Annotated in this window: 10 protein-coding genes and 1 pseudogene; 5 read left to right on the forward strand and 6 right to left on the reverse strand. The window is 53.5% G+C overall.

Annotated features, from left to right (window positions below; genetic code table 11):
• Nucleotides 1-83: 83 nt before the first annotated feature.
• Nucleotides 84-1,106: a LacI family DNA-binding transcriptional regulator gene (locus HMPREF1628_RS08305; protein ID WP_232219426.1), complete on the reverse strand. Its 1,023-nt coding sequence runs from the start codon at nt 1,104-1,106 to the stop codon at nt 84-86.
• Between the two features lie 138 nt (nt 1,107-1,244).
• Between HMPREF1628_RS08305 and HMPREF1628_RS08310 the strand changes: the two genes are divergently transcribed.
• The 3 genes from HMPREF1628_RS08310 to HMPREF1628_RS08320 all read left to right on the forward strand — a co-directional run bounded on the left by HMPREF1628_RS08310 (nt 1,245) and on the right by HMPREF1628_RS08320 (nt 6,936).
• Nucleotides 1,245-4,310: a glycoside hydrolase family 2 TIM barrel-domain containing protein gene (locus tag HMPREF1628_RS08310; protein ID WP_034510994.1), complete on the forward strand. Its 3,066-nt coding sequence runs from the start codon at nt 1,245-1,247 to the stop codon at nt 4,308-4,310.
• 18 nt (nt 4,311-4,328) lie between these two features.
• Nucleotides 4,329-5,891, forward strand: a complete 1,563-nt coding sequence (locus tag HMPREF1628_RS08315; RefSeq protein ID WP_034510997.1) for an MFS transporter — start codon at nt 4,329-4,331, stop codon at nt 5,889-5,891.
• Between the two features lie 343 nt (nt 5,892-6,234).
• Nucleotides 6,235-6,936: a hypothetical protein gene (locus HMPREF1628_RS08320; protein ID WP_198030433.1), complete on the forward strand. Its 702-nt coding sequence runs from the start codon at nt 6,235-6,237 to the stop codon at nt 6,934-6,936.
• Between the two features lie 182 nt (nt 6,937-7,118).
• Here HMPREF1628_RS08320 and HMPREF1628_RS08330 read toward each other — a convergent pair whose 3' ends face one another.
• The 3 genes from HMPREF1628_RS08330 to HMPREF1628_RS09310 form a co-directional block, all read right to left on the reverse strand.
• The gene (locus tag HMPREF1628_RS08330; protein WP_034511003.1) at nt 7,119-8,000 is read right to left on the reverse strand and encodes a DNA adenine methylase; all 882 of its coding nucleotides are present in this window, start codon (nt 7,998-8,000) and stop codon (nt 7,119-7,121) included.
• Nucleotides 7,997-9,517, reverse strand: coding sequence for a hypothetical protein (locus tag HMPREF1628_RS08335; protein WP_034511006.1), 1,521 nt, complete (start codon nt 9,515-9,517; stop codon nt 7,997-7,999). Before HMPREF1628_RS08335 ends, HMPREF1628_RS08330 begins: the two co-directional genes overlap by 4 nt.
• A 108-nt stretch (nt 9,518-9,625) precedes the next feature.
• Entirely contained in the window at nt 9,626-9,829 is a 204-nt protein-coding gene (locus tag HMPREF1628_RS09310; RefSeq protein WP_034511009.1) for a helix-turn-helix domain-containing protein, read from the reverse strand.
• A gap of 154 nt (nt 9,830-9,983) precedes the next feature.
• Here HMPREF1628_RS09310 and HMPREF1628_RS08345 point away from each other — a divergent pair, with 154 nt between their 5' ends.
• Nucleotides 9,984-11,051, forward strand: a complete 1,068-nt coding sequence (locus HMPREF1628_RS08345) for a DNA-processing protein DprA (RefSeq protein ID WP_052039029.1) — start codon at nt 9,984-9,986, stop codon at nt 11,049-11,051.
• A 121-nt stretch (nt 11,052-11,172) separates the two neighbouring features.
• Nucleotides 11,173-11,559, forward strand: coding sequence for a hypothetical protein (locus HMPREF1628_RS09045; RefSeq protein WP_156956954.1), 387 nt, complete (start codon nt 11,173-11,175; stop codon nt 11,557-11,559).
• Nucleotides 11,560-11,669: 110 nt separating this feature from the next.
• Here HMPREF1628_RS09045 and HMPREF1628_RS08355 read toward each other — a convergent pair whose 3' ends face one another.
• Nucleotides 11,670-14,072 carry an ATP-dependent DNA helicase gene (locus HMPREF1628_RS08355; RefSeq protein WP_232219428.1) on the reverse strand — a complete coding sequence of 801 codons (2,403 nt, stop codon included), beginning with the start codon at nt 14,070-14,072 and terminating at the stop codon, nt 11,670-11,672.
• Between the two features lie 145 nt (nt 14,073-14,217).
• Nucleotides 14,218-14,813 (reverse strand): annotated as a pseudogene (locus HMPREF1628_RS09215) (IS256-like element ISSlgl1 family transposase); the annotation flags it as partial.

A 14,813-nucleotide genomic window follows, 5' to 3' on the forward strand; every position in this document is an offset into this window, starting at 1 on the left:
ATACCCTTTGCGTTTTGATTTTCAAAAGACTCCCCCATCCCCAACGATGATTGTTGGTTACGGTTTTAAATAAGGCGCCTTATCTAGGGTGCGGATGGGGCAGCGGTCGAACCGCGGAGAATAAGTTGGGTTGGGATCGTTATGTGCAGGTTCTCGGTTTCTCCTTGGATATGACGGTGGATCAGATTGACCATTCCAACGCCAGCCCCATAAAAATCCTGTTTCACGGTGGACAGGGACGGGAAAGAAAACTCCGCCAGTTCGATCCCGTCAAACCCGATCACAGAAACGTCCTCGGGCACTCGTCTATTTCGTTCATGTAGCGCTCGAATAAGGCCCAATGCAACTTCATCGTTAGCACAAAATACTGCGGTAACATCGGGGTTTTGCGCTATTTCCTTACCCGCTTCATACCCTGACTTCGCGCTCCAATCCCCCAAGATTATGGGCGGAATCTGCCGATTTTCTTTTGTCAAAACATCGCGCCAAACCGATTCACGAACCTGGGCGGAACGCGAATGCTGCGGGCCGCGCACATGATAAACAGTGCGGTGGCCTAGGTCTAATAGATGATTCACGGCCTTGCGCACACCCCCTACTTGATCAGCAGAGGCTGAAGGATGCACATGCACCAGATTAGAATCCGAGGAAGCAACAGGCAGGTTAGGAGGTAGTGAAAGCTGATTGGCATTGGCATCTCCCGCCTGCACAATGACAAGGCCATCAATATCTTCTTGGGAGAGCAAAGATACCGCTTTATGAACCTGGGGAGTGTGCGGATGCTCCACTTGAACTAAAGTGACCGAATAGCCTAACTGGGCGGCCCTATCGATCACACCGTTAGCGGTATGAGCCTCGCCAGTGCGGCGGATCTCTTGGGTTAGCAACCCAATAACTCCGTAGGAACCCGTGCGCAATGCCTGCGCGGTGCGATTGGGGGTGTATCCGAGTTCGGATATGGCTTTGAGAACCCGCATACGGGTAGGCTCGGAAACATTTTTATGTCCGCGTGTCACGCGCGAAACGGTTTGAGCGGAGACGTTCGCCGCCCGCGCCACGTCGTGAATGGAAGCGGCCCCACCTTCCCGCTTTTCTGTTCCTGTCACCCATGAAGCCTATCAGATAGAAAAGATCGATTTGTGACCTACGCAACTCGATCCAGTGTTATCGTTATCATAACGTGTGGCATCGATAACACCGCGAGGTGCTAATGGCCGGCCGCTAATGCATTGACAGGAGAAATAATGCAGTTACAGGTTCACCATCGAGATTTGAACGTTTTGCATGAAAATACGCTGAAACCTCGCGCCTACTACATTCCTATTTCCCCAAATCTTTATCACAACGGGAATAAGTGCGAACGTAACTTTAATTTGGATCGCGAACACTCAGACCGTTTCCAACTTTTAAATGGCCAGTGGAGTTTCGGATACTACCCAAACCTGGAAGCGGTACCCGAGCGCTTTTTTGCGCCTGAAAGCACTGACCTCGAAAACACGATTCCCGTTCCAGGGGCATGGCAATTCAACGGCTGGGATGACCACCAGTACACGAACATCAACTACCCGTTCCCGTTCGACCCTCCACACGTTCCGCACAACAACCCGGCGGGCGCGTACCGACACGTATTCAACTACCGCGAAGACCCGGCAGCGCCGCAAGCTCACCTGGTATTCGAAGGCGTTGATTCTTGCTTTTACGTGTGGGTGAACGGGCAGTATGTGGGCTATTCGCAGATAACACACGCCCAATCTGCCTTTGACGTCACGCAGTTTTTGAAAGACGGCGAAAATACGCTGGCCGTTTTGGTTTTCAAATGGTGTGACGGAAGTTATTTAGAAGACCAGGACAAGTTCCGCACTGCCGGCATCATCCGCGACGTTTACCTATTATCCCGCCCTGAATCACACCTAAACGATTATTTCGTAACTACCGAAATGAGAGGACACAATGCTGAGGTAACTGTGCGCGCAAACTTCGCTGACAACTCGCTGCCAGTGAACGCCACTTTACTTCGCGACGAGGACGAGATCGGCAGCGCCACCTTGACCCCCTACACCGATGACGCGGGGATTTACACCCACACGGCGCAATTCACTGTCCAAAACCCACGCATGTGGCATCCCGGTGACCCGTTTTTGTATCGGTTGGTAATGGAAACGGATGCGGAAGTAATCACAGAAACCGTTGGCATCAGGGAAGTGAGCATTGAAAACGGCGTCTTGAAGTTGAACGGCACTGCTATAAAACTAAAGGGCGTCAATCGGCACGATTCTGACCCAGACACCGGTCCAGTAGTTTCTGTTGAGCACATTAAACGAGACTTACGTCTAATGCGCGAGCACAATATTAACGCTATTCGCACCGCCCACTACCCTAACTGTCCCCAGTTCTACCATTTGTGCGATGAAGCCGGTTTTTATGTCATGAGCGAGGCAGACAATGAAAGCCACGGTACTAGAAATCGGCTATTGGCAGATGAGTCTGAAGAAAACATTGTGGAGCATTGGAACAAGCCCATCGCTGACAACCCCGATTGGATAGCCTCCACGATGGACAGGATGGAAAGGTGCATCCACTCAGAAAAGAACCGGCCTAGTATTTTCTCTTGGTCTGCGGGCAATGAGTGCGCCTATGGGCAAACGTTCGAAATCGCATTGGAATGGGTTAAAAATTTTGACCCCAGCCGCGTGACGCACTACGAAAGCGCGTTCTACCGTTCCACTGACCGAAAGTACGACTACCGCAACATCGACCTTTACGCCCGGATGTATCCGCCGCTTACCGATATCACAAAGTATTTGAACGAACTGGGCGATAAGCCATTCCTTTTAGTCGAATACTGTCATGCGATGGGCAACGGTCCGGGCGACTTAGAGGACTTTTGGGCTATGGTTGAAGCCGACCCTCGCATGTGTGGCGGATTCATATGGGAGTGGTGTGACCATGCTGTGAAAGACGAAGCCGGAAATCTACTCTACGGCGGTGATAGCGGGGAAGATCCTCACGACGGTAACTTCTGTGTAGACGGCTTGGTATCTCCATATCGGGTGCCTCACATTGGTTTGCTCGAGGCAAAAAATGTATACCGTCCGCTTCGCTGCGAATATGACCATGCAGGTGGACAACTCCATGTAACCAACACTGCCGACCACCTAAATGCAGCTGACTATGCTCGCCTAGAGTGGATCAAAGTTGTGGATGGCGTTCAAGAGCGCGGCGAACTAACACTTCCGAGTTTGCCAGCCCACGAGACCATCACCCTCCCGTTGTCGGTAGACATTCCCGCTGAAGGCCGATGCTATTTACGGGTGGAAACCATCCTCACTCGTCCCCTTGCTTTCCTTGAACCGGGGCATTTGCTTGGCATTGACGAGTCTGCCCTCTCCAATACAAAACCGCATACTCCGCGCGCCCTCGAACTGGTGAAAGAGGCCAGCCAAACCCAAGTTTCAAGTACCACCAAAGTGCAGGAAACACCACTGGAAATACTTGTGGAAGCCAGCGAGTTTAGCTATACATTTTCGCGTCACACCGGGATGCTCACAGCAATATCTAGGAGTGGGAAGAACCTACTGACTCGGCCTTCCGAGCTCAATATCTGGAGGGCACCTACCGATAATGACATGTACATCCGCCCACTTTGGGAACGTGCACGCTATGACCGCACCTACCCACATGCGTACAAAGTAAGAGTCTCAACCGGCGAAAGTGGCGTAATCGTGAGTAGCCACGTAGCCCTGGTGTCAAAATCAGTCCAACCGACTTTGAAGGCCAACATCGACTGGATTGTTAAGCCTAATGGAATCATCCAGGTGAATGCGAAAGTCCAAAGGGACACGCAGTTTCCTGAACTGCCTCGCCTTGGGCTGCGCTTCTTCTTCGACAAATCATTGCAGCAGGCTCACTGGGCGGGACTTGGCCCACACGAAAACTACATTGATAAGCGTCGTAGCGCTTGGCATGACCAGTTCACATCCGACATTGCCGACCTGTTCGTTTCCTACTTGCGACCCCAAGAAAATGGTTTGCGGTCAGATTGTGACTACTTGGCACTACGCGGCGAAGACCTGTGCGTAGAAGTGGGCAGCGAGAACGTCTTTTCTTTCAACGCTTCTTATTTCACTCAGGAAGAGCTAACTGCTAAAACACACTATTTCACGCTGGAAGAAGCTGACTGCACAATCTTGTGCGTCGATCACCTTCACGCTGGCATCGGTTCGCAAAGCTGCGGGCCGAAGTTACTTAAGCAGTACCGAGTCGATTTTGAGACAACTAACTTCTCATTCACATTCAAGGTTTCTGTCTGAGCAAGGAGACGATAAGCCATGGAAGAAAAGAAATACCTTAAGTGGTACAACAAAGTAGGCTACGGTTCTGGCGACATCGCAGGAAACGTTGTTTATGCCTTCCTCTCAGCGTTCGTAATGATATACCTCACGGACACTGTGGGAATGAACGCGGGAATTATTGGCACTCTAATGATGTTGTCGAAGTTCTTCGATGGCTTCTCTGACATCATCTTTGGGCGTTTGATGGACAAAACCCACTCCAAGATGGGTAAGGCGCGACCATGGATGTTCTATGCGTTCTTCGGTTGTGCTGCCATGTTGGTGTTGATTTTCGCTATCCCAACTTCTTTAGGGGCAACCGCACAGTACGCGTGGTTCTTCATCACCTACACTTTGTTAAACGCAGTATTCTACACCGCTAATAACATCGCCTACGCTGCTTTGACCGCCCTTATTACGAAGAACAGGGCCGAGCGCGTGCAGATGGGTTCAATCCGCTTCATCTTCGCTTTTGGCACGAGCCTGACGATCCAGACGGTTACGGTTGGAGCTGTACAGGCTATGGGAGGCGATGCAGCTGCGTGGCGTAACATGGCGATCATTTACGCCATCATCGGCATCCTGTCCAACTCGTTGGCTGTATTTTCAGTTAAGGAGCTGTCCCCCACTGAGCTGGCTGAGGGAGACTCGGAAGCGGCGAAGGATGACGAGCTCAGCTTCCTTGAGGCGCTTAAGCTCCTTGGAAATCGTTACTACGTGATCATTGTGGTTTGCTTCATCTTGATGCAGTTCTTCACCGCCACGCTGAACATGGGCATTTACTTCATGACCTACATTCTGGGTAATGCAAACCTACTGGGCGTATTTGCGTGGGCAATCAACATTCCTCTCATCGTAGGTCTTCTTGTAACGCCGTTGGTAGTGCAAAAGATTGGACGAATGCAACCGGTTACTATCGTCGGCTATGTCGTTGCCGTCCTTGGCCGCCTAGGCGTAGTATTCGCTGCAATGATGGGATCTATCCCGCTGATGCTGTTCTTCTCTGGACTCGCCTCCCTCGGCATGAGCCCATTGCAAGGAACTCTCAACGCCCTTATTGCGGAGATCAGTGAGAACACGTTCTTGCGCACAAAGAAGCGCATCGACGGAATGATGTTCTCCTGTTCCTCACTCGGCGTAAAGATTGGTTCTGGCATTGGCACAGCTGTTGCTGGATGGTTGCTGGAATATGGCGGGTACGACGGTAAAGCCAGCGTACAAAGCGAATCTGCACTACAGATGATCTCATTTATGTACCTGTGGATTCCGATGATCGCGAACCTGCTCATTCTTGGTTTGCTGTTCTTCTTAGATGTTGAACGCAAGAACGAGGTATTGCGCGCAAGTCTAGACGTGGGCGATTCAGTACCGGAGCACGTTGGGCAGGCGAAACTGGCGGCGGAGGGCACCTCTGGCAAGCTAGTTCAAGGTCACACAATGGGTGGCGCTGGCTCTAGGGAATCTGTTGGTCTGCACCTAGCGGACCCGCAGGCTGAAACCCGAAAGGAGAGACAAGATCCCCGGCCGGAGCCTCCAAAGGACGGCAATAGTCAATCCTAACGGGAACCTACTTAGCCGATGAGGTTGATTCCCCATACCCGATCGGCTCTAGGTGTGGCTCCGCACAAGCGGGGCCACACCCTTTTATACGGGCGAATCCTTGGAAGCAAACTGGACCACCCACGCGGCAACAGAAAAACCCGCGCATTAGCGCGGGCTACTGTGGGCCCAGAGGTGTTTGGTTTCAGGACATCGTTCGTCCCTGTTCTGCTCGACCGGCCTGTAGATGTCTCAAGACATCCATCAACGGATGTGTCACGACATCCTAAATTAATGTCCTATGCCTTCCGTATCCTTTGGATAGACCTAATGAGAAGGTGTAAAACGTCGAGAGGAGATTGGAATGTCGGACACGCCGATCTGGCCGGGACTAGTTGATACGGAGCACTTGAAATCTGAGTTTGTTGACCTATCAAATCTGCTGGCGAATGCCGCTAGGGATGGAGACTGGGACACGGTTATTGAGATGGTTACTGAAAGCTTTTGGATGACTGCGAACCAATGGCGTGTAACTGGGTCTTCTTGGTTTGCTCCGCTGCACCAGGTTGCTTGGAATGGGGCTCCGGTGGAAGTTGCTGAGAAGCTGATCGAACTTGGAGCATGGCGATCACTTAGAACGGCCGATGGAGACAGACCCATAGACATTGCACTACGCCGAAATCATCTGCATCTCCAAGATGTCTTGACAGTTCGCACTCCTTCAGAGCATGAACTTGAAAAGTATGCAGCATGGGACAAGCGTCTCGACGATCTGATAAAGGAACGAACCTCAGTTCTTGGCCCTGTGAAGTATCGACCGGTGACAACTGAAGTGATCGGTCTCGAGCCCCTCGAACACATGTGGTTCTCGTATCCGGGCATGTATGGCGGCTTCCATATGGGAGTGCATTGGAACCGGCTCGTAGTAGAGAGCTGGTGCCGTGTAGTTGGCGGTTCAGGAGCTGGCAACAAGGTTCAACGTCCATCGGGCGACGGTGCGAGAGATTGCTCGGCGAGCGGGTCATCCGAGCAGAGCACCGGAACATTCACAACAGCTACGAAGTGAGGCGGCACGCCTCTACGCCGGGGGCCTCACGCTCAGTCAAGTAGCAGCGCAGTTGGGAATCGGCGACGAAGCAGTTCGCTCAGCAGTGGTAGCTAATGGGGGCACAATTCGACCCAAAGGTCGTCGAAAGATGAGTGCATATTTCTAGATAACTCAACACTCTAAAGTAGGAGCTTCTAGTGTTATGCGTCAATCTTCCAACCTTCTCCAATCTCTGGAAGGCTGTCAGATAACACTGCTACTTCAGTAGCCTTCACGACTCGGTGAGCGGAGTAATTCAACTGGAACTCTCTCCGACGTCGCTCTGCATATAGTTCAGCGACCTGAGGGGCGTTATCGTAGGTTAAAATCCATCGACTAGTAGCGAAATTATTTAATATCTCCGCTAAGTGAACATGATCCTCTGCTGTAAAAGCGTTGAGATAGAGAGAGCCAGCCTTCTCGAAATAGGGTGGGTCGGCATATATAAAAGCATCATTCTGGCTTGCAAATTGGGCGATCACATCTTTGCCGTCTTGTCTAGTTGCGATGATACTGTCGGCGTAAAGTGCCAGAATTCGCATTCGCTCTGTAAGACCGTCGCGATTGAACCGAGCATCGATCTTATAATTTCCGGTTTGTTCCAGCCCACCGATTGGGCCACCATTGAGGATGCCCGAACGATTAGTTCGATTCAAGAAAAATGTAGCGAAACCCAATTCTTTGGTATTGCTTGTGTCGACGGCTCGATATATCTCGCGTTGTCTACGCCATTCGTTCACGTCTAAAGAGACGCTTTGAATCTGTTCGATCAAGTACTCTGGATGTTCCTTGACCGTCAGCCAGAACGAGTAAATCGCCGGATCGAGATCATTAATGACGACCTTCTCCACTTGCCCTGTAACAAGTAGGCTTAGACCTGCCCCAACTCCACCGGCGTAAGGCTCAACGTAAGTACAGCCCGCCATGTCCATGTCTCGAATGAGTTTCCTCAGTCGGGAATATAGGGCGGACTTCCCGCCTGGGTAACGTAGCGGGGAAATGCGGGGGCGCCTGCTCGTCACACTAATATTTACAGCGCTCATGGTTTCATCAAATATCTCATGATTGATTCAATCGACGACCACATCGCAAATGCTTGATCTCTGTCAACATTAAAATGATGATTGTGATTTATAGCGTTTAACGAGTCAGCGGTCGAGGTGTAGGTTACAAGGAAGCCGGTTTGGACCCTCTTGATTGGTTGTTTCAAATGACTCGGACCGTTGGTGTTTACGTGGTCGAGAAGCCAACTCAACGCGTTACCTAATTGCACGCGACCTTTATTGTTGTGTTTAGTTTTACCTATGTCGATCGTTTTGTATTCCGCGAAAGCCTTAATTGATTTTTCTAGGACTGCTCGAATCGCCAGAAATGTCACATTCGGAAACTTTTGCACGTCAACTTCAGACAGCTCTCCTAGGAGAAGTTTTAAGGCTTCCGGGTAGGCATCTGGGGCCTTTACTTGACCCAAATCTAAGTTTCGGGGTTTAGCTTTCTTCTTCACTGGTGAATTTCTCGCAGGTGACTTTGTCCGGGAGGTATTCGCGGTAGGCGACGATCCACTACCTGTGGCTCTTGCCGCAGATGAGCTGCCGTCCCCTCCACTCGGCGCGACACCCAAGTTGGCACCAGCCCCGACAGTATGGTCAGGATCTCCTGAAGACGAACCAGCGAGCTGGGTATCTGGAGCTGATGCTACTATTCGCCGCAATTCGGCCATTAATTGGGTGTATCGAGGACTTTTTACTGAATTCAGGCTTCGAGTGTTGATGTTCTCTTCGAACATGCCTCGTACAATTTCGGTCGCCACTTCTTTGAAGACCTCGTCGGACACTATTTTCGAGAGCGTCCCATCTGACTGCATTGTCAGGCCAATCAGCTCAACGAATTCTTTCGACTCATAGATACGCGCGAGTGTAGAAAGTCCGCGAGCCCACTTCTTAGTATTCAAGAAGTCTTGCAACTCAGGATCGTCAAATTGCACGGACTTGAACAAGTTAATGAATAACGCGCGACGAACAAACTTAGTGACGTCAATCGTCGGATAGCGAGAAACCAGCTCATTCAGAGTGCGGCCAGAGTCGATCTGAGCTTGAAAAAACGCTGCCTGCCTGCTGGGGGTCCATGCTCGCCTTAAGTTTCCAGTATGTATGGCAGCGATAAGTTGGTCCGCTTCGTCTTGACTAGGAGCAATCATGACCCGAATTTTCGCCAGAGACGACCTATCAGGTAACTGTTTTGCCAAAGCGCTAATTCGAGCTTGGTAATCTGGCACCAACATAGGGTTTTGAATTGACTTAAGCGCGGCAAGTCGTCTATTCCCCTCGACCATCACGTACTTACCTTGCCGATCAAGAACTACAGGTGTTTCATGCGTCAGATACCCAATTTTGCAGATGCCTTCAACAAGTCCTAGAGCGTCCTCATTGACGAATAGGTCTTCAATAATATCTGCCTCGACTTTCGCATCAGCGATTTCGAGGCGAACATTCTTCGGATCTAAACGTATGTCTTTCAGCACATCAAGTTCAACGATTGGCCAAGTCGAAGTGTCTAACATGAGCAGCAGCCTCTTCCGAGAGTAAAGGTGGGTAAAATCGGACGCTGAAAACAGAGAGGTATTCTACAAAGGTTTGTGGTGTCGTAGCGTCGAAAAGTCGACCTGAATCTATTTATCATCCGCCACTCCACCCCTCGACTCACTTGACCCACTCACGTATCTCAAAACGTCACTCTTCAAAAAACGCCAAGCACGTCCTACTTTTTCGCCAGGCAATGTACCTGCTCGTGCAAGCGCAAGGACTGTCTTAGTCGACACCCGCAGCAAAGCCGAAGCTTCGTCAGCCGTCAAGATTTCGTTGTCTTCTGACATCTTCCCGCATCTTCCGTGAACTGGACTTACCTTCACCCTACTGGACGACAGATTTTCCCACCAGCCTGACAGCCAGCCGCTGTAAAAACTGGGGCGGTTGTTCGATGCGAGTATGGCCAAATAATGTCTGATGAAAGATTCTGAACGTTAGGTAATGATGGCGTTGGTAGCTCACCTTCCCTTCAACGACGAAGGGACCGGGAACTTGGACACGCTCTTGACATTCGTGACGGATGAACGTGCGGCACGGATCGCCCTGACCGTGATCATGGACCCCACTGATGCGACAACGGGGCATCTCCTTGCGGTTCACGGCGCAGTCAACACTGTCATGCTGCTTGCCGACGACGCACCGGTTCCCGGTTTGGATAACGTGGAAGCTCAGCTGTGGCGTAAACGCTTGCTGCCCCGGGTGGAACCACGACTGATCCAAGAAGCGCTCGACCTCACAGAACGTGGTGGCTTCAAGACGCTTATTCCCAGCGATGACAACTATCCGGCGTCGCTCCACGATCTCGGCGACGGTGCTCCATATGTCCTCTGGGTCAAAGGCGAGAAGTCACTACTCTCAATGCCAGTGAGCGATCGCTTTACGATCACCGGTGCACGTGCGGCAACCAGCTACGGCGTCCAGGTCGCAAACGAGATCTCTGCTGACCTTGCCAGTGACGGGAAAGTGATTGTTGCTGGTGGCGCATACGGTATAGATGGTGAAGTTCACCGGTCTGCGTTGGCTGTTGCGGGTCATACGATTGCGGTGATGGCCGGTGGAATTGACCGTCCATACCCAGCGGGTCATCGAGATCTGCATGAACTTGTGAGCGATGTCGGATTGTTGGTGAGCGGGCAGCCGCCGGGAGCCACGCCGACACGAGCACGGTTCATGGCCCGTGCCCGCATCGAAGCTGCACTTTCGGGTTCAACGACGATCATTGAAGCCGGTTCACGGTCGGGCTCGCTGCTGGTGGCTCAACAGGCATACTCGCTGGGGCGCAGCGTCGGTGAGGTTCCCGGGCCGGTGACAAGTGCCACGAGTTATGGCCCACATCGACTCATTGCCCAGGGCATCGCCAGTGTCGTGACCAACGCCAACGACGTACGGGCGCTTTCCGAGAAACAGCCGCCTTCCGGCTCGATACAACAACTCAGCGCCAAGGCATTCCGTATGGACAGCTACTCGGCACATGCTCGTGCCGCTCATTCAGCTCACCGTGATCTCTGACGGAACCCACGAGATCAGCGATCGCAACACGGATCGTTTGGCCTCGAGCTGCATGTGTAGATAACGACGCGGATCAGTGCGCCGTTTCTAAATCACGATATTCAGCATCCTCGCCAGACATATGCTTGGTCCTCTGCTGATTCCTGGGTCTGGCCTTGAGCCGGTTGACCTGGAGACGCACAAACAGCATCAGACTCAACGGACCGATCCACAACATCTTGAGCCCGTTCCAAATGCTCAACAGGACAAGCACATTGAGCCAAGCCGGGCCGCCATCATTGATGGCCTGTACCAGGATTGCCGCGATCAAGAAGTATGGGATCGCCAACAGCATCGCAGGCACACCCCATTTGAGACCGCATGGGGTGCGGATCGCATCAAGCAGGATATTGGTCGGCATGTACCGACGCAGAAAATTTCGGGTATGGACGCTTCCAGTCCAGAGCAAGCGGATCACGATCTCGTTCCTCTCCATCGCACAAACAACTCCGACGAGGCGATTCGTTGAAGAGTGACCTGGAGGGTCTGCCACAAGTGGCGCGTTGGAATGAGTATCCGCCTCTGTCACCAGGATACGACGAAGCACTGACAGGAGGGAAGCCCGAGACCTTCTCGGCCTCAGAGTCCGAGGGTTCGGTTGACCTGTCGCTGCTGTTCACGGTGTGGAGGTTGCTCGACGGATGCTTGGAGTTGCGTGACGGCAGCGTGTGCGCGGGCATAGTCGATCTTCTGTGCGGTGCGCTCGGGTACCGGTCCAAGCGGGTCGGTGCTGGTGATTTGGTGTCGGTCGCGGTAGGCGGCGATCACGCGCGCACGGCGACGCCAACGAGTCATCATGTCCTCGTTCTGACGTTTTGGGAGGAGCGGCTGCACCCAATCGGCTGTTTCATCGACGGCTTGGTCAACGAGTGCATCAGCGCGTTGCTCGATCAGCTGGTGTCGCGCATTGAGTGCCTGCCGCATTTCTGGGCTCATGGTTCCGTCTGCGGGTGGGATGAGTCCTGCGATCAGGCGTGGCTGTTTGCGCGTCCGTCCTGATCCGGCTGGGCGGGCGCTGGCTTTGGCGAGTCGGGCGTGCAGTACCGAGGCGATGTCATCTGCGTCTTCGACGCTGCGGGCTTGTACGAGGCGTGGCAGGAGCCGGTCAACATCGTGGTGATTGGCTTCCGCTCGTCGCAACTCCGCCGATAGTGCACCATACGCATCGGAGGCAAGTACGTCTTCCGTCTGTTGGAGTGTGAGGCCACTTGCATGTAGTAGCGTCGCCCACCGGTCGTGTTGGGCGGCTTGCGCGATCGTCTCGTACTCCGCGGCGAGTTGGGCGATCGAGCCCCACTGTTCCTGCTCTGCCGTGATGGTTTCGTGTGCGGAGAGTTCAGCGCCGACGTGTTGCATGACTCCGTAGAGCACGGACCTGGCGGTGGCATCGGTGTTATCGCCAGGGTGGGGCTGGCTGTGAGCATCATCGGGTTGGTTTACGGCGACATAGGCGTGGTTGGCGTTGCGGCCGCGGGTCATTGCGACGTAGAAGTTCTCCCGTGTTGTTGTCGCGGTCACAACCGTGTGCGCGGCGTCGGTCGTGATGCCTTGTGCCCGGTGTGCCGTGACGGCGTAGCCAAGATCAACATGCTCAGACACGTACACGGCAGGCAGCACGATCGCGCCGCCAAAACGACGCCCGACGGCCCGTACGGTGAGCGAGCCGTCGTCACGGACCTGGGTGATTTGCCAACGTCCACCGTTGCGCACCCATGTGTCCTTCGTGCGCAGTCGCCTGTCGTTACGTCGAGTAATGATCGTGTCCCCAATACCTGCTATCGACCCGTCGTTGAGTTCCACCTCACGACTCGGGCGCAGCCTACCGTCAAGAATCAGATCGGCGCGGGCACGGTTATTGAGTGCGGTGACAGTCTCATTGGTCTCCGCGATCAACACCGACATGAGTCCCGCCGCGGTGTCTTCACGCCAAGCTGCATAAGCAGCATCTGTCATAGCATCTTCGTCACCGTCGTGGATGCGGTCATGATCGATATAGGTGTTGATGATGTCGGTGCGGCCGTGCCGAAGATCAAAGGATGCGGTCTTTTCCAACTCGTTGCTGAACCGGTGAATATCGATCAGTTCGGGTGCGTCGTTCCGGTCACCGGCCAGCAGCGCGAACGCCCCACCGGCGTCTACGGATTGCAGTTGCGCATAGTCGCCAACGAGCAGTACCTTCGCGCCCGCCGTTTCGGCAAATCCTGTGATGCGATCCAGTGAATGAGTACCGGCAAGGCTCGCTTCGTCAATGATCACGAGCTGACCAGCCGTGAACGTGGTGCCGTGAGTGAGGTGGTTGTGCCACCACTTCGCAGTGTTTTCTGTAGCGATACCGAGATCTTCAGCGAGAACTTCTGCTGCGACAGCTGACGGTGCGAGGCCAACAACCGAACCGGCTCTGTGTTCGGCTTCCCATGCACGGCGGAGCGCGTTCATCGCGGTGGTCTTCCCGGCACCGGCTGCCCCCACAAGCACGTCGATAGTTCGCCCGGACACCGCGATCGACGCGAGTGCCGTCGCTTGGTCATCGCTTAGCATCCGCCCATCATCATCAGGAAGAGGGGTGATCTGCTCGACCGTCGTAAGCGCCACAGTCGGTGACACCGTGGCGCGGGCACGTTGCAGGAGGCGGTCTTCTGCTTGAAGCAGGGTTTCGGAGGAATACACGGTGGAGTGCTTCGGGCGGAACCGGCTCGTGCCATCATCTCGTTGGAAGACGACAGGGCTCGACGCTAGTTCAGGCGGTGTCAGACGTAGCGATGCGTTCTCGGCCGAATCGACCACAAGCCCGGTGATCGCTTCACGATCCACCATAGAGGCGAAGCGCCATCCCATGAGTTGACGGGATGCTTCGGCGTGCAGGTTCCAGCGCCGCCACGTTGACAGTTTCTCACCCACGGCCTCCACCACTGCCTGCCCGATCTCAGCAATCACAACGAGGGGCACATCATCAGCACGCAACAACATCGCGGGAGGGTTCACTGCAACGTCTTGTGCCCACCGGGTTGCATCTTGACCGAGTAAGCGCGTTGCACGGGTACGCCAGTCTGAGGTGAGTTCCGCCAGGGATCGCACCTGCTTCTCGGGCCGGGTTGGGGTTATAGGACAAATTGTGTTGCTGGGGGGGTTAGTCCCAGGTGTTGTTGTATGGGGTGGAGTGGTGTAGTTCGTTCCATGCGATGGCGTCTCCCCATTTTGGGATGATCCCGTCGGTTTGGTGTTCAAGGCTGGCTTGTTGCCAGGCGTTTTCTATATCGATGTCAGTGGGCATGGTTTTAAGGATTTGCGCCGCTGGTAGCGGGTCCTCGGTGTGCATGTAGCACCACCAAAAGATTGCTTTGATGCGCCTAGTTAGGCGCATACCGCGATGATTGCGTAGCATTTGGCGAAGAGGTGAGTTGATCACGCCTTCGATTTGGTTATTCATAGCCGGCATTGGCATTTGCCAGGCGGGGTCACAAAATGTGAACAATACGCCACGACTGATGAGCTTGTTAATACTGTTACGTACTCCGACTAGGCGCTCATGAGTGTAGACCCACCCTGTAGCAGTGAGGGTTTTCTCGGCTAGAAACCCGCTCCAGTACTGGTCCCAGGCCTGGTAGTTGGCCAGCCAGGCCAGGGCTTGGCCTGTGTTTTTAACCCTTAGCAGCTGTTTTCCCAACGAGTACAGTTCTTTAGAAGCTGGTAGTTTCGGGCGCGTAGTAGTGGCCTGGGAGGGTG

It is taken from the genome of Actinomyces sp. S4-C9, from assembly GCF_000758775.1.
Lineage (GTDB): Bacteria > Actinomycetota > Actinomycetes > Actinomycetales > Actinomycetaceae > Gleimia > Gleimia europaea.

What these genes read in the sequence shown, in the direction of transcription:
- HMPREF1628_RS08310 (WP_034510994.1), top strand. Translation starts at nt 1,245, where the DNA reads ATGCAGTTACAGGTTCACCATCGAGATTTGAACGTTTTGCATGAAAAT.
- HMPREF1628_RS08315 (WP_034510997.1), top strand. Translation starts at nt 4,329, where the DNA reads ATGGAAGAAAAGAAATACCTTAAGTGGTACAACAAAGTAGGCTACGGT.
- HMPREF1628_RS08320 (WP_198030433.1), top strand. Translation starts at nt 6,235, where the DNA reads ATGTCGGACACGCCGATCTGGCCGGGACTAGTTGATACGGAGCACTTG.
- HMPREF1628_RS08330 (WP_034511003.1), bottom strand. Translation starts at nt 8,000, where the DNA reads ATGAGCGCTGTAAATATTAGTGTGACGAGCAGGCGCCCCCGCATTTCC.
- HMPREF1628_RS08335 (WP_034511006.1), bottom strand. Translation starts at nt 9,517, where the DNA reads ATGTTAGACACTTCGACTTGGCCAATCGTTGAACTTGATGTGCTGAAA.
- HMPREF1628_RS09310 (WP_034511009.1), bottom strand. Translation starts at nt 9,829, where the DNA reads ATGTCAGAAGACAACGAAATCTTGACGGCTGACGAAGCTTCGGCTTTG.
- HMPREF1628_RS08345 (WP_052039029.1), top strand. Translation starts at nt 9,984, where the DNA reads ATGATGGCGTTGGTAGCTCACCTTCCCTTCAACGACGAAGGGACCGGG.
- HMPREF1628_RS09045 (WP_156956954.1), top strand. Translation starts at nt 11,173, where the DNA reads ATGCTTGGTCCTCTGCTGATTCCTGGGTCTGGCCTTGAGCCGGTTGAC.